Below are 15,924 nucleotides of genomic sequence, written 5' to 3'. Positions count from 1 at the left end.
ACAGATTCCCTGAAAACAAAAACACCGCAGAAACCAACGGATTGATTCCTGCGGTGAATTTTCAGCATAGTGGAATATTCATCAGAAGTGGGGGATCAGGTTCACAACCTGCGCCCTGTGTATTGTTCAGTCACAAAGAAACCGGATCAGAACTGATAGCGAAGCCAGGCAAAGAAAACATTGCCGTTATTGTAGGTGCCCGGAATATAGGTCGCCTGAAAGGTCAGTTTGTTATAGCCGACGGAGGCCAGCGGCAACACGATGGGAATGGGGATATATTCGTAATCATCCCGCGCCGTCACCGCCGCGGTATAGCCCAGACCTACCCGAAAATTTTTGTCTTCTGCGGGCGTCCATATTTTTTCCCAACCGTAACCGCCAATCGGTTCCCATTTATTATGCGAGTCTTTAAACGCCATGAAATAAATGCCGTGCCAGTTCCCTTTATCATCGTACCGGGAAATACCATAACCGCCGCCCCACGGGCGCTCATTATATTTGTCGGTTTTTTCTTTATCGTAGGTAAGACGGTTATGCCAGGTAATCACCGGCAGATAAACGTCCTGCGCCTCAGGCGCGTTCCAGGTTTCGGCCACGTTTTCTTTGAACGTATCCCACATGCCTGGAAAAATAGATTCCTTTCCATCCCAATTGGGTGTGCTCGTCGGATTAACACCGCTGTTGGTTGCCCAAACCGGTGAACTCAATCCCAGCGATAATACAACACCCATATAACAGATTAATTTGTTGATAGACATATTCACAATAACTCCCTGTTTAGGGGTGCATCATAAACAAATCATGGCTCAATAAATTAAACGAAGGTATAACAAAAACATCTGCACATTTTCAATTCGATGAATTTACAGCATTTAAGATTTCTATTATCAGATTTATCCGTAATTTATTTAGGCCTCGTTTAGATAAACGTCTTATGTGAGCTGATTCAGCAAAACAGGAATCATAAAACACATCAGGAATAATCTTAATGTACTGTATAGTTAATTGAAGAAAGTTTTAGAACTGAAAGCGGAACCAGCCAAACAATACGTTCCCCTTACTGTTGCCGCCGGGCACATAAGTGGCCTGGAAGGTCAGCCTTGAGTAGCCTGCTGACACCAAAGGCAGCACCATCGGGAAAGGAACGTAATCATAATTATCACGCGCCGATACAGCGGCAACATACCCGGCACCTAAACGAAACTCTTTATCACTCAGGGGTTGCCATATTTTTTCATAACCGTAACCGGCTACGGGCTCCCATTTATTAAAAGAATCTTTAAATGCCATGGCATAAAGTGCATGCCAGTTTCCTTTTTCGTCATAACGTGACACCCCGTATCCACCGCCCCAGGGATGCTCATTATAACCATCAATTTGTTTTTTACTGTGCGTGTGCCGGTTATGGCGGGTTAATACCGGAAGAAACAGATCTTGCTGCTGGGGTGCATTCCAGGTTTCAGCAATATTACTTTTAAATGTTGACCACAATCCGTCGTTATTTCCCTGCCCGGAGACTGCCTGAGCGGGCGGAATAATAAGACTTTCACCGGCCTGAACATAACCGGCACCTAATAATGAAAGGGTGAAAAAAGAATATGAAACTACTGCGCGAATATTCACGAAATGATTATTTTTCATTGGCGTTATTGCCCTGTTGAGTTGACCAGAACATTATATGACGTCAAATAAATATGAATACTGAATGATATATTAAGAAAACATAAATCGAATAAATAGATCTTTTTATGCCGTTAAAAAACAGCACCTTAGAACGATGATGACCGGCGGAACGCGGAAAATGAGTTCCGTCTGGCGGCGCTGACAGATGATCGCTTTCTTTCAGAGATGCCCTGACATAAAAAAATCCGCAGGCTTTCGCACTGCGGATTTTTATTACTGACGCCAGTTAAGCATCAACCGAGCTGTTTACGCGCATTGCGGAACATGCGCATCCACGGGCTGTCTTCGCCCCACTCTTCCGGATGCCAGGAGTTGCTGACAGTACGGAATACGCGCTCAGGGTGCGGCATCATAACGGTGACGCGGCCTGACAGGTTGGTCACCGCCGTAATCCCGTTCGGTGAGCCGTTCGGGTTCGCCGGATAGGCTTCCGTCGCCTGACCGTTGTTATCCACAAAACGCAGCGCCACCAGGTTGCTGTGCTCGATTTGTGCCAGATGCGCTGCATCACGCACTTCCACGTGGCCTTCACCGTGGGAAACGGCGATTGGCATACGTGAACCGGCCATGCCCTGCATGAACATCGACGAGCTGGCGGTCACTTCCACCAGGCTGAAACGTGCTTCAAAGCGATCAGACAGGTTACGCACAAAGCGCGGCCAGTGTTCAGCCCCCGGGATCAGCTCTTTCAGGTTCGACATCATCTGGCAGCCGTTACATACGCCGAGCGCCAGCGTTTGCGGACGGTGGAAGAACTCTTCGAACTCTTCACGCACGCGGTCGTTGAACAGGACTGATTTCGCCCAGCCTTCACCCGCGCCCAGCACGTCACCGTAAGAGAACCCGCCGCACGCCACCAGCGTGTGGAAGTCCTGCAAATCACGGCGACCGGCCAGCAAATCACTCATATGCACATCAACCGCATCGAAACCTGCACGGTGGAAAGCGGCAGCCATCTCTACGTGGGAGTTAACGCCCTGCTCGCGCAGTACCGCCACTTTCGGACGCGCGCCCTTCGCGATGTACGGCGCCGCCACGTCTTCGTCAGGAGCAAATGTCAGTTTGACGTTCAGACCCGGATCGAGATCCTGAGTTTTGGCCTGATGTTCCTGATCGGCACATTCCGGGTTATCGCGCAGACGCTGCATCTGCCAGGTGGTTTCTGCCCACCAGGTACGCAGCGTGGTACGGCTTTCGCTGTACACCGGCTTGCTGCCGGAAGAAATGATGAAGCGATCGCCGGTTTCTGCGGTGCCGAGATAATGTGTGCAATCCGCCAGACCAAAATCGGCCAGCGTTTTCTCAACCGCTTCACGGTCTGATGCACGCACCTGGATCACCGCGCCCAGTTCTTCGTTGAACAAGGCTGCCAGCGAATCGTTACCCAGCGCCGCGATATCGGCAGTCAGGCCGCAATGCCCGGCGAAGGCCATTTCAGCCAGCGTCACCAGCAGACCACCGTCGGAACGGTCATGGTAAGCCAGTAATTTTTGCTCAGACACCAGCGCCTGCATGGCGTTGAAGAAGCCACCCAGTTGCTCTGCGCTGCGCACATCAGCAGGCGTGTTGCCGAGCTGACGGTAAACCTGCGCCAGCGCCGTCGCACCCAGTGCGTTATGGCCGGCACCCAGATCCACCAGCAGCAGCGCGGTGTCACCTTTATCCGTGCGCAGTTGCGGCGTCACGGTGTGGCGCACGTCTTCAACGCGGGCAAATGCCGTAATCACCAGAGAAAGAGGTGAGGTCATTTCGCGTTGTTCGTTGCCTTCCTGCCAGCGGGTTTTCATCGACATGGAGTCTTTGCCCACCGGAATGGTGATGCCCAGCGCCGGACAAAGCTCTTCACCCACCGCTTTCACCGCGGCATATAACCCGGCATCTTCGCCAGGGTGACCGGCGGCAGACATCCAGTTCGCTGAAAGCTTAACGCGTTTCAGGCTGCCGATTTCGACAGCGGCGATGTTGGTCAGCGCTTCGCCCACGGCCATACGACCCGAGGCGGCGAAGTCCAGTAAGGCGATTGGCGCACGTTCGCCCAGTGACATCGCTTCACCGTGGTAGCTGTCGAGGCTGGCGGTCGTGACCGCGCAGTCAGCAACCGGGATTTGCCACGGCCCCACCATCTGGTCGCGCGCCACCATACCGGTGACGGTACGGTCGCCGATGGTGATCAGGAAGGTTTTCTCGGCAACCGCCGGCAGATGCAGAACGCGGTTTACCGCTTCAGCAATCTGAATATTTTCCGCATTCAGGTCGTCGCCGTTGGCTTTCAGCGTGGTGACGTCGCGGGTCATTTTTGGCGTTTTACCCAGCAGAACGTCGAGCGGCATATCAATCGGCTGATTGTCGAAATGGCTGTCTTCCAGAGTCAGATGCATTTCTTCAGTGGCTTCACCGATCACCGCGTAAGGTGCGCGCTCACGTTTACAGATGGCATCAAACTGCGCCAGCTGTGCCGGTGCGACGGCCATGACATAACGTTCCTGAGATTCGTTACACCAGACTTCCAGCGGGCTCATGCCCGGTTCGTCGTTGAGGATGTCGCGCAGCTGGAAACGACCGCCACGGTTGCCATCGCTCACCAGTTCCGGCATGGCGTTGGACAAACCACCGGCACCGACGTCATGGATAAACAGAATCGGGTTGTCTTCGCCGAGCTGCCAGCAGCGGTCGATCACTTCCTGGCAACGACGTTCCATTTCCGGGTTATCGCGCTGTACGGAAGCAAAATCCAGATCCGCATCCGACTGACCTGAGGCCATCGAAGAAGCCGCGCCGCCGCCCAGACCGATATTCATCGCCGGGCCGCCGAGCACAATCAGTTTCGCGCCAACGGTGATTTCACCTTTCTGCACGTGATCGGCACGGATGTTGCCGATACCCCCGGCCAGCATGATCGGCTTGTGGTAACCGCGCAGTTCAGGGCCGTTGTGGCTGTTGACGTTTTCTTCATAAGTACGGAAGTAGCCCAGCAGCGCCGGACGACCGAATTCGTTGTTGAACGCAGCGCCGCCCAGCGGGCCGTCGGTCATGATATCCAGCGCGGTCACGATACGATCCGGCTTACCGAAATCTTCTTCCCACGGCTGTTCAAAGCCCGGAATACGCAGGTTGGAAACGGAGAAACCGACCAGACCGGCTTTCGGTTTTGCACCGCGACCGGTTGCGCCTTCGTCACGAATTTCACCGCCGGAGCCGGTTGCCGCGCCCGGCCAGGGAGAGATCGCCGTCGGGTGGTTATGCGTTTCGACCTTCATCAGAATATGCGCCTGCTCCTGATGGAAATCGTACAGACCGTCTTTCGCATCGGCGTAAAAACGACCGACCTGCGAACCTTCCATCACGGCGGCGTTGTCTTTATACGCGGACAGCACGTGATCGGGCGTCTGTTCGAAGGTGTTCTTGATCATCTTGAACAAGGATTTCGGCTGCGTTTCGCCGTCAATAATCCAGTCAGCGTTGAAGATTTTATGACGGCAGTGTTCGGAGTTAGCCTGCGCGAACATATACAGCTCGATGTCAGTCGGGTTGCGCCCCAACGACGTGAAGGCTTCCATCAGGTAATCAATTTCGTCCTGCGCCAGCGCCAAACCCAGTTTGATGTTGGCCGTTTCCAGCGCGCTGCGGCCTTCGCCGAGAATATCAACGTGCTGCACCGGCGCAGGCTGATGCTGTGCAAACAGCGCACTGGCGTCTTCCAGATTGCCGAAGAGCGTTTCCATCATCCGGTCATGCAATAAAGCGCCCAGCTGTGCCCACTGCGCTTCGGTCAGCTGCGGTGCCTGCACGTAGAAGGCCAGACCGCGCTCCAGACGCAGAACCTGCGACAAACCGCAGTTGTGTGCAATGTCAGTGGCTTTGGAAGACCAGGGAGAAATGGTGCCAGGGCGTGGCGTGACCAGCAGTAAACGACCGGTTGGAGCGTGTTCAGCGAGAGAAGGACCGTATTTCAGGAGGCGTTGTAACTTGGTTTGTTCGTCCGAACTCAGCGGCGCGCTGACATCGGCAAAGTGTACATATTCGGCGTAGATATCGCTGACCGGAAGGCGGGCATCCTGACAGCGGGACAACAATTTGTTAATGCGAAAAGCCGACAAAGCGGGCGAACCACGCAGTATTTCCATAATCACAGATCTCTCGTCTTCGAAGACACTGACCACAGTGCTTCATTGGGCGCAACAGGGGGAAAACGCGGCCTATTATAAAGAAAGCCTTCGCCCGACGAAACCGTTTGCGCAGTGAATATTGATATTCATTTATAGGCAGGCATTTCGTGCGGGTATTATGAATAAAGTTGCAGACTGTCGTTTTGTTGAGCAAAATGCGTCAGCACTGGGGATATAACCATACAAACTGCACAGCATATCGTAAAAAAACAAGAGCGCCGCAGCGAGATAACTATTTGAAGCGACTAAAATTTAATTATTTCCTCATGGGAATTGCCGCCCTGTTGCTGGCGCTGGCCTTATGGCCTGCCGTGCCGTGGCATCGGGGTGAAGGTGACCAACTGGATCAAATAAAATCCCGTGGAGAATTGCGCGTCAGCACGCTCAATTCTCCACTGACTTTTATGGACTCACCGGAAGGTAATCTCGGCTTCGATTACGAACTGGCAAAACGCTTCGCAGATTATCTGGGGGTGAAGCTCGTCGTCTCTCAGCACACCACCGTCGACGCGATGTTCAACGAACTCGATCACGATAAAGCTGACATGCTGGCGTCCGGTCTGGTCTACAACAATGAACGGCTGAAAAACTACCGCGCCGGGCCGGAATACTATTCCATCTCCCAGCAACTGGTTTACCGGCAGGGCTCCGCCCGGCCAAAAAGTTTTGCCGACATTAAAGGCACTCTGGTGGTTTCCGCCGGAACCGCGCACATCCCGACACTGGAAGCCGCAGGCAAAAAATTCCCCAACCTGACGTGGAGCACCACTGACAAGATGTCGCCACGCGACCTTCTGCAGCAGGTGGAAAATGGCAAACTGGATTACACGCTGGGCGATTCAGTGACCATCGCGCTGATGCAGCGTGTCTATCCACGTCTTGCCGTCGCGTTTGACGTTACCGAAGATGAACCCGTCACCTGGTATTACCGCAAGCAGCCCGACGACGACAGCCTGTCCGCCGCGATGCTCGACTTTTTCAGCCAGATTGCCGACGACGGCACTCTGCAAAAGCTCGAGGAGAAATACCTCGGCCACGTCGGCGATTTCGATTACGTCGATACACGCACTTTCCTGAACGCCATCGACAAAACGCTGCCTGACTTGCAGCCATTGTTCGAAAAATACGCGCAGGATATCGACTGGCGCTTGCTCGCCGCCATCGCGTATCAGGAATCACACTGGGATCCGCAGGCCAAATCACCCACCGGCGTGCGCGGTGTGATGATGCTAACCCGTGCCACCGCCTCGGGGCTGGACGTGGATGACCGGACCGACGCCGAGCAAAGTATCCGTGGCGGCGCGCTCTATCTGTCGCGACTGATGGAGAAAATGCCGGACAGCATTCCGCAGGACGAGAAAATCTGGTTTGCCCTGGCCGCCTATAACATGGGTTACGGCCACATGCTGGATGCCCGCAAACTGACGGCGCAGCAGAAAGGCAACCCCGACAGCTGGGCGGATGTGAAGCAGCGTCTGCCTATGCTCAATCAGAAGCGCTACGCGGGCCGCACCACCTACGGGTATGCGCGCGGGACGCAGGCTTATAATTACGTGGAAAATATCCGCCGCTATCAGCTCAGTCTGGTGGGATATCTGACGGAAAAAGAGAAACAGCTGGCGCAGCAGGCGGCATTGCAGGCCCAGTTAGGCCAGGGCTATCCGGCGGTGGAAGCGAAGGAAGCGCTGGCAGAGTAAGGCAGGCGGGGTTATTCCGGCTCTGCGCCTTGTTCAGCAGCGCGTTGCGCCAGTCTGAGGGCTTTTTTCTGACTGCGACGATAACGGAAAAAAGCGCTCAGCTGTTCCGAACACGCCTGCGCCAGAACGCCGGAGGTAATCTCTATCTGATGATTCATGCCCGGATGGCGCAGCACGTCGAGCAGTGATCCGGCGGCACCGGTTTTAGCATCTGCCGCGCCATACACCACACGGCGGATCCGGCTGTGAATCATCGCGCCGGCACACATTACGCAAGGCTCAAGAGTGACATACAGCGTGGCATCAATCAGGCGATAGTTTTGCACCGCGCAGCCGCCCTGGCGCAGCGCCATAATTTCGGCATGTGCAGTCGGATCGTGATGCCCGATGGAACGGTTCCAGCCTTCGCCAATGACCCGGTTATCCAAAACCAATACAGCGCCCACCGGCACTTCGCCTTCATCCTGCGCTTTCAGAGCCAGAGTCATGGCATATTGCATCCATTCTTCGTCACCCTTTGTCTCGTTCATCACTGTCTCTGTCACTTCAACCTCAGCCAATATTTCCTGCGGCCATTATACCTTTGTTCAGCCGCCCCGCCCACGCCAGCCAGGTGTATTAAGCCAAACAAATTGATCTGATGAATGAGTAATATCTCTGATGGAGTTTACCTGATGCCGCATCGCGGACTCGCTTTGAAAAACACTGAGCGAAACAGATAATAACCTTAATATTCATGGGGATTAGCACTGGCTTTTTGCGATAAAAAACAGCAAATATTGCGTCAGATCAAATCGTGTTACCGGTAACAATCATAAGATTTCCTTGTACCCACTAAGAATTAACAATAAGGAAATACATTATGGCTACTGCAACTTTCTTTATCCCTTCTGTCAATGTCATCGGTTCCGGCGCACTCAGCGAGGCGGCCGCCGCCATCTCCCAACACGGTTTTCATCATGCATTGATCGTTACCGATAAAGTGTTATTCGATATCGGTGTCGTTAAACAGGTTCAGGAATTACTGGCGCAAAGCGATGTGCAAAGCAGCGTCTACCACGGTACGCACCCTAACCCAACCACCCGCAATGTGCGCGAAGGCCTGGACGTTCTGCAACGCGATGGCTGTGACTGCGTGATTTCGCTCGGCGGCGGCTCTCCACATGACTGTGCTAAAGGCATTGCGCTGCTCGCCACCAACGGCGGCGACATTAAAGATTATGAGGGCGTAGACCGCTCGGCAAAACCTCAGTTGCCGCTGATATCCATTAACACCACAGCCGGTACTGCGTCAGAAATGACCCGTTTTTGCATCATCACTGATGAAGAACGCCACATCAAAATGGCTATCGTCGATAAAAATGTCACACCGCTGATGTCCGTCAACGATCCTCATCTGATGGTCGGAATGCCTAAAGGGCTGACGGCTGCCACCGGGATGGATGCCCTGACTCATGCCATTGAAGCTTACGTCTCCAGCGCGGCTAACCCGATAACAGATGCCTGCGCACTGAAAGCCGTCACTATGATTGCAGAGTCATTGCGTACCGCCGTGGAAGACGGCGCCAATATGCAGGCCCGTGAGAACATGGCTTACGCGCAGTTCCTCGCCGGAATGGCCTTTAACAATGCATCACTCGGCTACGTGCATGCCATGGCGCATCAGCTTGGCGGTTTCTATAACCTGCCACACGGTGTTTGTAACGCTGTGCTGCTGCCTTTCGTGCAGGAATACAATGCCCGCGTCGCCAGCCCGCGCCTGAAAGAAGTGGCCGCGGCGATGCATATCGATGTGGCGGACATGAGTGACGAGCAAGGTGCCAAAGCCTGTATCGATGCCATCCGCCAGCTGGCACGCGACGTGGGGATCCCAGCGGGGTTGCGCGATTTGAAGGTGAAAGAGGAAGATTTTAATACGCTGGCGACCAATGCCCTCAACGATGCCTGTGCGCTGACTAACCCGATTCAGGGGACACATCAGGACATTGTCGGTATTTTTAAAGCAGCAATGTGATTCACTGAAAGAATTTCTCGAACTTGACGGGGGCGTTGAGGGAAAGAAAGTGCAGAAAAGGCCGGATAACCGGCCTTTTCTTTTTGCGCGAAACAGAACGTCACGCTTTACTCCAGCTGTTGTAATTCCCCCTGCTTGCTGACACGAAAGCGGTGTTCACAAAAGAACAGCAACGGATTGTCCTGTTTGCTGTCGCTGTAGCCGCTGTAGAGTTTCAGCGGCGAACCGATCCGGCTTTCCAGTTGCACGACCTTCTCTTCTCCCAGACAACGTAACGGCAACACCCATCCCCCTTTCGCACGGGCGATCCGGCTGCCTACCAGTTTTACCTGCGGCAGAAACAGCGACGTGTCATAAACCTGTCGCACCAGATTTTCCGGCGAGCCGGTGATCAGCCAAACCTCAGTGTCATCACTCTCGAGATATTCGCGCAGACGCCGCTGCACAACCGGGAACTCCACCACCTTCTGGCGAAAGGCGTTAACAAACTGTAATTCCAGCGCCTTTAAACGCGCCTCGCTGTGCCCGAAAGTGATTGCCCACAGCAGCAGGCTCATAGGCCAGCGCGCGGCGCGCCCCTGAAAAAATAGCCCCAGCCCAATCAGCGGCAATAAGGGCACCACCAGAATCAAATTTTGCGGCATACGCCAAAGCAGGAAGCGCAGAAAGGAACCAAACATATCCTGCTGATGCAATGTGCCATCAAGATCAAAAAAAACTACCCGTTGGTCAGGCTTCGTAGTCAATCCGTTACTCCTCGGGATCGTTGAACCCCATCATCCAGGTAAATATAAAACCAGCTAATACCGTAATGACTAAACCTGCCAGATACAACATCACTTTTCCAGAAACGATCGTCAGTGCCAGCGGCAATCCTGAAATCCCGAAGGTGATCACCGTGGCGACTTTCCAGTAACAGATGAGTGCGCCGCCGACAGCACCGCCCAGACAGGCGCCGATAAAAGGCCGCCCGAGCGGCAGCGTGACACCGAAAATCAACGGTTCGCCAATCCCCAGGATCCCGACCGGTAACGCACCTTTAATCACTTTTTTCAGACGGGCATTACGGGTTTTCATATAAACGGCGATCGCCGCGCCCACCTGCCCGACACCCGCCATTGCCAGAATCGGCAGCAAAGGATTGGAACCGTGAGCCTGAATCAGTTCTACGTGGATCGGCACTAATCCCTGATGCAAACCTGACAATACCAGCGGCAAAAATGCCCCGGCCAGAATGGCGCCGACCAGTAAACCACCTTTATCGATAGCAATATTGACACCGTGCGCAATGCCGTCCGAGATATATCCCCCGAGCGGTTGCAGGATAATAATCGCCAGTGTCGCGGTGATAAGCGTGGTGATAAGCGGGTTGAGGATAAGCTCCACGGACTCCGGTAACCCCTCACGCAGACGTTTTTCCAGCCAGCACATCAGCGCCACCACCAGCAGTACGGCAATCACCCCACCGCGACCGGGCTGCAACGTTTCACCGAATAAGGTGATCTGCGCCAGCGCAGGGCTGGAGAGAATACCGGCCATCACGCCGCCCATCGCCTGCGAACCCCCGAACACCCGCGCCGCATTGACACCGACCAGAATGTTCATGATGGCAAAAACGGCCCCTCCGAACACGGCCAGTAACCCAAGAATATTCGGATAATCGGTGGCAATCGATCCGGCGATGTCGGGGCGCTTGAGCAGGTTGATGATGCCCATGATCAGACCGGAAGCAATGAATGCAGGGATAAGCGGAATAAAGACGTCGGCAAGCTTTCGCAGCGCCCCGCTCATCGGCGCGGAGTATTTGGCTTTCGCATTCGCCTTGTTACGGGCAATGTCCGTTTCACCACCGCCGTTTTGGCGGGCAGGCGTAAGCTGTAAGCGCATGGCGTCGACGACTTTTGCCGCCGCACCCGGTCCGACAATAAACTGGTGCTGATCGCCCTGCTTAAGATAGCCCTTTATGCCGTCGAGCGTTTTCAGGCTGGTCAGATCTAAAAGCTGCTCATCCAGCACTTCCACACGCACGCGCGTCATGCAGTTTTCCAGCTTACTGATGTTTGCTTCGCCGCCCACACCCTGCAAAATTCTGGAAGCCAGCAGGTGAGTTTTATTCATCTCCGTCGCCATACTTATCCCCTTATGCTTAATCGGCCAGAGCCAGACGCAGGAATCCGTTATGTCTGGTCAGGCGTGCTTGCGCCTGTTGCGCATCAATGCCCGCCAGCAGCATCAGAATCGCCGGTTTTACTTCAAAATCAGTTTGCGCGAGCGCCTGTTCTGCAGCAGTCCGTTCCGCGCCGGTGGCCTCCACCACAATCCGGCAGGCACGATCCACCAGTTTGACGTTGGTCGCTTTCACATCCACCATCAGGTTCTGATAAACCTTGCCCGTTTTCACCATGGCACCGGTTGAAATCATATTGAGTACCAGTTTCTGTGCGGTACCGGATTTCAGACGGGTGGAGCCGGTCAACGCCTCAGGGCCAACCACCGGGGAAATGGCGATATTGGCTTCGCGGGCAATCGGTGAGTCCGGGTTACAGGAAATCGCTACCGTCGCACACCCCAGCGTCGTGGCATAACGCAGCGCGCCAATCACATACGGCGTGCGTCCGCTGGCCGCCAGTCCGACGACGGTATCTTTCGCCGTCAGGTTTAGATTTTTTAAATCTTCAATGCCCAGATTTTCATCGTCTTCAGCGCCTTCTACGGCTTTGAGCATGGCACCGGGCCCACCGGCTATCAGCCCGACAACCACGCCATGCGGTACGCCAAACGTCGGCGGACACTCTGACGCATCCAGTACGCCCAGACGACCACTGGTACCTGCACCGAGATAAATCAGGCGCCCCCCGGCAGTCAAAGAGGCCGCGGCGTGGTCAACGGCCTGAGCAATGGCTGGCAGAACGAGGCTTATCGCCTCGGGCACTTTGCGATCCTGGTGATTAAAGCAGGTCACCAGCTCCAGCGTGGACATCTCATCCAGATTCATTGTTTCCGGATTACGGCTTTCTGAGATAAGGGAACCTAAGTTCATGGCATTGCTCATGGCACACTCCTGAATTTTTAATTCAAAATAATCATCCAATACTTGAATATTTTATTCATCAATGCGAGGAATATTTGCTACTTTAGATAACATAATCAGTAAAACGTGATGTTGGTATTTTGAGGCACGGGGATAACCCACCATGAGTTGTATGATTCGGATCCGCCAGCTTTACCCATCGCTGGCACAAAATGATCGCAAGCTGGCTGATTTTTTACTGGATCAGCCGGAAGAAGCGCGCCATCTGAGTTCACAGAAGCTGGCTGAGATGGCAGGCGTCAGCCAGTCAGGCGTGGTTAAATTCGCGCAGAAGTTGGGATATAAAGGTTTTCCGGCGCTGAAGCTGGCGATGAGCGAATCCCTGGCATCGCCTAAAAACAGCCCACCGGTCACGGTACATAATCAGATCCTGAGCACCGACAGTCTGCAGGTGGTCGGAGAGAAACTGCTGGCGGAAAAACAGGCGGCGTTACGCGCCACGCTGGATATCAACGGCGAGGCACGATTGCAAATCGGATTGTCGATGCTGAGCGAGGCCAGAAAAATCGTGCTGACGGGGATCGGCGCATCAGGTCTGGTGGCGAAAGATCTGGCCTATAAGCTGCTGAAAATTGGCGTAACGGCCATCGCCGAATCAGACACCCATGTGCTTATCGCGACGGTTCAGGCGCTGTCTAAAAAAGATTTACTGCTGGCGATTTCCTCCAGCGGCGAGCGCAGCGAGATTAATCTGGCGGCGCGGGTGGCCAGAGAAAGTGGGGCTAAAGTGCTGGCGATCACCGGTTTTACGCCGAATACGCTGCAACAACAGGCCGATCATTGCCTGTACACCGTTGCCGAATTGCCGGCGACCCGTGGCGCCGCGCTCTCTGCCACGACGGCGCAATATTCCCTGACCGATTTGCTGTTTGTGGCGCTGGTTCAGCAGGATACCGAGCATGCGCCGGAGCGTATCCGCCACAGCGAAGAGTTGGTAAAGAAGCTGATTTGATCAGGATCAGTTCAGACAAGGATAGGCGCTGGCGTGGAACCTACGCCAGCGCAATTCTGATATACTGCGCGCCCTGATTATTGAGAGATGAGACACATTATGGCCCTGCTGATCACACACAAATGCATTAATTGCGACATGTGCGAACCGGAGTGTCCGAATCAGGCGATCTCGATGGGCAACGAGATTTACGAAATTGACAGCGATCGCTGTACAGAATGTGTCGGCCATTACGATAAGCCGACCTGCCAGAGTGTCTGCCCGATCGATAATACGATTATCATCAATCCGCAACACACCGAATCCAACGAGCTGCTGTGGGATAAATTTGTGGTGCTGCATCACGCCGTGTAAATCAGTTTTCGATTATCACGGTAGCACAGGCATAACGGCGTTCATCGGCCAGCGTCACGTGCACGGCTTTTACCCCGAGTTCCGCCGCCATTTCCGCCGCGCGGGCGTGAAAAATCAGCCCCGGTTTTCCCAGCACGTCGTTTACCACTTCGAACTGCTCAAACGCCAGACCGTTACGGATCCCCGTTCCCAGCGCTTTGGCGGCGGCTTCCTTGACGGCAAAGCGTTTTGCCAGGAAGCGAACCGGCTGCTGATGCTGCTGATAAACAGCCCATTCGCTGGCGCATAAAATACGTTTTGCCAGCCGGTCGCCACTGCGTTCAATCACTGCTTCGATACGGGTTATCTCAACGATATCCGTACCTAAACCTAAAATAGTCATTAACGACGTGCTTCCCGCATCAGATTTTTCATCTCGCGCACTGCACCTGACAAACCATCAATCACGGCCTGACCAATAATCGCATGACCAATGTTCAGTTCGTGCATTTCCGGCATCGCGGCGATCGGCTGTACGTTGTGATATGTCAGCCCGTGGCCGGCATTCACTTTCAGCCCTTTACCTGCGGCGTACGCAGCACCTTGTTTAATGCGATGAAGTTCTGCCTCACGCTCAAGATCCGTCTTCGCTTCTGCGTATGCGCCGGTATGAATTTCGATATAAGGAGCACCGACGGCAACTGCGGCATCGATCTGACGTAAATCCGCATCAATAAACAGAGAAACCAGAATACCGGCCTCACTCAGTCGCGACACGGCGACGGTCATTTTATCGATCTGTCCTGCAACGTCCAGACCGCCTTCCGTGGTCACTTCTTCACGCTTTTCCGGCACAAGGCAGCAGAAATGCGGAAGGATTTCACAGGCAATGCCAACCATCTCATCCGTCACTGCCATTTCGAGATTCATGCGGGTCTGAATAGTCTGACGCAGCAGGCGCACATCGCGATCGGTGATGTGGCGGCGGTCTTCGCGCAGGTGAACGGTGATGCCATCAGCACCCGCTTGTTCTGCAATAAACGCAGCCTGAACGGGATCAGGGTAAGCCGTACCGCGTGCATTACGCAGTGTCGCGACATGATCAATGTTAACGCCCAACAGCAACTCGGCCATAACAACTCCAGATTTTAGAATGGATTAATTTACGGGTGGATCAAAAAACCATTCCCGCAGTTTACACCCTTGAACGCTACGGCGTGTAGTGCGGGGGGTAAATTAGCTGGCAGAATTGTCAGAAGGTGCAACGGGTTTTTTAACCTGAAACTGGCGAAACAGCTCACGGCTTTTCAGCGGCTTACCGCCGAGATACGGCTTCAATGCGATGCGTGTAAAACGTTTGGCGGCTCGCAAGGTAGCGACGTCGGGGAAATCACGGCTGGCAAGCGCCTTCAGGTCTTTGCCGGTGAAACTGGTATTGTCGATAACCAGACTGGCGATAAACCCTTTCTCTTCGCGATAACGGTAGGTCATGGTGTCAGTGACTTCTTCGCCACTGCCTGCACAATGCAGGAAATCGACGCCATAGCCAAGATGGTGCAATAGCGCGAGTTCAAACTGCCGCAAGGCATATTCCGGAGAGCCCGTGGCGCCCGCAAGATTTTGCAAACAATTGAGATAATCGAAGAATAACGAGGAGTAGTTAGCTTCCTGCTCAAGAACACGGGAAACCAGCTCATTGACATAGAGGCCGCTGTAAAGCATCAAACCAGACAGAGGAAGTGCCAGAGACACCGGCTCGGCGTTACGCAGGGTTTTCACTTCTCCCCGCCCGCTCCAGCGAACCAGTAATGGCGTAAAAGGCTGCAGGCAGCCTTTCAGATTGGACCGGCGGCCACGCGCACCTTTAGCCAGTATGCGCACCCGCCCTTGTCCCTCAGTGAATAAATCCAGCATGAGACTGGTTTCACTGTAAGGTCGCCCATGCAAAACAAATGCGCGTTGCCAGCCTTCCATAGGCGCGGACCTTA

General features: G+C 54.0%; 14 protein-coding genes. 4 read left to right on the top strand and 10 right to left on the bottom strand.

Features of this window, described 5'->3' with window-relative positions; translation table 11 throughout:
• Positions 1-146 precede the first annotated feature (146 nt).
• The 3 genes from pagP (ACQZQY_RS10065) to purL all read right to left on the bottom strand — a co-directional run bounded on the left by pagP (ACQZQY_RS10065) (position 147) and on the right by purL (position 5,807).
• Positions 147-758, bottom strand: a complete 612-nt coding sequence (pagP, locus tag ACQZQY_RS10065) for a lipid IV(A) palmitoyltransferase PagP (RefSeq protein ID WP_390974510.1) — start codon at positions 756-758, stop codon at positions 147-149.
• 259 nt (positions 759-1,017) lie between these two features.
• Positions 1,018-1,641 carry a lipid IV(A) palmitoyltransferase PagP gene (gene pagP / locus ACQZQY_RS10060; RefSeq protein ID WP_431297045.1) on the bottom strand — a complete coding sequence of 208 codons (624 nt, stop codon included), beginning with the start codon at positions 1,639-1,641 and terminating at the stop codon, positions 1,018-1,020.
• Between the two features lie 275 nt (positions 1,642-1,916).
• A complete protein-coding gene (purL, locus tag ACQZQY_RS10055) occupies positions 1,917-5,807 on the bottom strand; it encodes a phosphoribosylformylglycinamidine synthase (RefSeq protein ID WP_217205008.1) in 3,891 nt (1,296 codons plus the stop codon).
• 278 nt (positions 5,808-6,085) lie between these two features.
• On the opposite strand from purL, the gene mltF reads away from it, so the two are divergent.
• Positions 6,086-7,546 (top strand): membrane-bound lytic murein transglycosylase MltF, encoded by a 1,461-nt coding sequence (gene mltF, locus ACQZQY_RS10050; protein ID WP_183848765.1) that lies wholly within the window; start codon positions 6,086-6,088, stop codon positions 7,544-7,546.
• Positions 7,547-7,557: 11 nt separating this feature from the next.
• Here mltF and tadA read toward each other — a convergent pair whose 3' ends face one another.
• Positions 7,558-8,076 (bottom strand): tRNA adenosine(34) deaminase TadA, encoded by a 519-nt coding sequence (gene tadA, locus ACQZQY_RS10045; protein ID WP_056770878.1) that lies wholly within the window; start codon positions 8,074-8,076, stop codon positions 7,558-7,560.
• 332 nt (positions 8,077-8,408) lie between these two features.
• Here tadA and yiaY point away from each other — a divergent pair, with 332 nt between their 5' ends.
• Positions 8,409-9,560: an L-threonine dehydrogenase gene (yiaY, locus tag ACQZQY_RS10040; RefSeq protein ID WP_421670465.1), complete on the top strand. Its 1,152-nt coding sequence runs from the start codon at positions 8,409-8,411 to the stop codon at positions 9,558-9,560.
• 107 nt (positions 9,561-9,667) lie between these two features.
• Here yiaY and yfhb read toward each other — a convergent pair whose 3' ends face one another.
• From yfhb to murQ, 3 genes are read right to left on the bottom strand one after another with little or no spacing between them, the layout of a single operon-like run.
• A complete protein-coding gene (gene yfhb / locus ACQZQY_RS10035; protein ID WP_056770871.1) occupies positions 9,668-10,306 on the bottom strand; it encodes a phosphatidylglycerophosphatase C in 639 nt (212 codons plus the stop codon).
• A 4-nt stretch (positions 10,307-10,310) separates the two neighbouring features.
• Positions 10,311-11,678, bottom strand: a complete 1,368-nt coding sequence (locus ACQZQY_RS10030; protein ID WP_122096127.1) for a PTS transporter subunit EIIC — start codon at positions 11,676-11,678, stop codon at positions 10,311-10,313.
• 28 nt (positions 11,679-11,706) lie between these two features.
• Positions 11,707-12,600 carry an N-acetylmuramic acid 6-phosphate etherase gene (murQ, locus tag ACQZQY_RS10025; RefSeq protein ID WP_217205063.1) on the bottom strand — a complete coding sequence of 298 codons (894 nt, stop codon included), beginning with the start codon at positions 12,598-12,600 and terminating at the stop codon, positions 11,707-11,709.
• A 154-nt stretch (positions 12,601-12,754) separates the two neighbouring features.
• On the opposite strand from murQ, the gene ACQZQY_RS10020 reads away from it, so the two are divergent.
• Together ACQZQY_RS10020 and ACQZQY_RS10015 are read left to right on the top strand one after the other, a co-directional pair.
• Entirely contained in the window at positions 12,755-13,603 is an 849-nt protein-coding gene (locus tag ACQZQY_RS10020) for a MurR/RpiR family transcriptional regulator (RefSeq protein ID WP_217205012.1), read from the top strand.
• 99 nt (positions 13,604-13,702) lie between these two features.
• Positions 13,703-13,957, top strand: coding sequence for a YfhL family 4Fe-4S dicluster ferredoxin (locus ACQZQY_RS10015; RefSeq protein ID WP_431297044.1), 255 nt, complete (start codon positions 13,703-13,705; stop codon positions 13,955-13,957).
• A 1-nt stretch (position 13,958) separates the two neighbouring features.
• Here ACQZQY_RS10015 and acpS read toward each other — a convergent pair whose 3' ends face one another.
• The 3 genes from acpS to recO all read right to left on the bottom strand — a co-directional run bounded on the left by acpS (position 13,959) and on the right by recO (position 15,910).
• Positions 13,959-14,339 carry a holo-ACP synthase gene (gene acpS, locus ACQZQY_RS10010; RefSeq protein ID WP_056770863.1) on the bottom strand — a complete coding sequence of 127 codons (381 nt, stop codon included), beginning with the start codon at positions 14,337-14,339 and terminating at the stop codon, positions 13,959-13,961.
• Positions 14,339-15,070 (bottom strand): pyridoxine 5'-phosphate synthase, encoded by a 732-nt coding sequence (gene pdxJ, locus ACQZQY_RS10005; protein ID WP_056770860.1) that lies wholly within the window; start codon positions 15,068-15,070, stop codon positions 14,339-14,341. The genes acpS and pdxJ overlap by 1 nt, the downstream gene beginning before the upstream one ends.
• 102 nt (positions 15,071-15,172) lie before the next feature.
• Positions 15,173-15,910: a DNA repair protein RecO gene (recO, locus tag ACQZQY_RS10000; protein ID WP_056770858.1), complete on the bottom strand. Its 738-nt coding sequence runs from the start codon at positions 15,908-15,910 to the stop codon at positions 15,173-15,175.
• Positions 15,911-15,924 lie beyond the last annotated feature (14 nt).

Source organism: Rahnella sp. PAMC25559, from assembly GCF_050632365.1.
In the GTDB taxonomy this organism is placed as follows: domain Bacteria; phylum Pseudomonadota; class Gammaproteobacteria; order Enterobacterales; family Enterobacteriaceae; genus Rahnella; species Rahnella rivi.
This window is presented reverse-complemented; position numbering and strand designations above follow the sequence as displayed.

What these genes read in the sequence shown, in the direction of transcription:
- pagP (WP_390974510.1), bottom strand. Translation starts at nt 758, where the DNA reads ATGTCTATCAACAAATTAATCTGTTATATGGGTGTTGTATTATCGCTG.
- pagP (WP_431297045.1), bottom strand. Translation starts at nt 1,641, where the DNA reads ATGAAAAATAATCATTTCGTGAATATTCGCGCAGTAGTTTCATATTCT.
- purL (WP_217205008.1), bottom strand. Translation starts at nt 5,807, where the DNA reads ATGGAAATACTGCGTGGTTCGCCCGCTTTGTCGGCTTTTCGCATTAAC.
- tadA (WP_056770878.1), bottom strand. Translation starts at nt 8,076, where the DNA reads ATGAACGAGACAAAGGGTGACGAAGAATGGATGCAATATGCCATGACT.
- yiaY (WP_421670465.1), top strand. Translation starts at nt 8,409, where the DNA reads ATGGCTACTGCAACTTTCTTTATCCCTTCTGTCAATGTCATCGGTTCC.
- ACQZQY_RS10030 (WP_122096127.1), bottom strand. Translation starts at nt 11,678, where the DNA reads ATGAATAAAACTCACCTGCTGGCTTCCAGAATTTTGCAGGGTGTGGGC.
- murQ (WP_217205063.1), bottom strand. Translation starts at nt 12,600, where the DNA reads ATGAACTTAGGTTCCCTTATCTCAGAAAGCCGTAATCCGGAAACAATG.
- ACQZQY_RS10020 (WP_217205012.1), top strand. Translation starts at nt 12,755, where the DNA reads ATGAGTTGTATGATTCGGATCCGCCAGCTTTACCCATCGCTGGCACAA.
- ACQZQY_RS10015 (WP_431297044.1), top strand. Translation starts at nt 13,703, where the DNA reads ATGGCCCTGCTGATCACACACAAATGCATTAATTGCGACATGTGCGAA.
- acpS (WP_056770863.1), bottom strand. Translation starts at nt 14,339, where the DNA reads ATGACTATTTTAGGTTTAGGTACGGATATCGTTGAGATAACCCGTATC.
- pdxJ (WP_056770860.1), bottom strand. Translation starts at nt 15,070, where the DNA reads ATGGCCGAGTTGCTGTTGGGCGTTAACATTGATCATGTCGCGACACTG.
- recO (WP_056770858.1), bottom strand. Translation starts at nt 15,910, where the DNA reads ATGGAAGGCTGGCAACGCGCATTTGTTTTGCATGGGCGACCTTACAGT.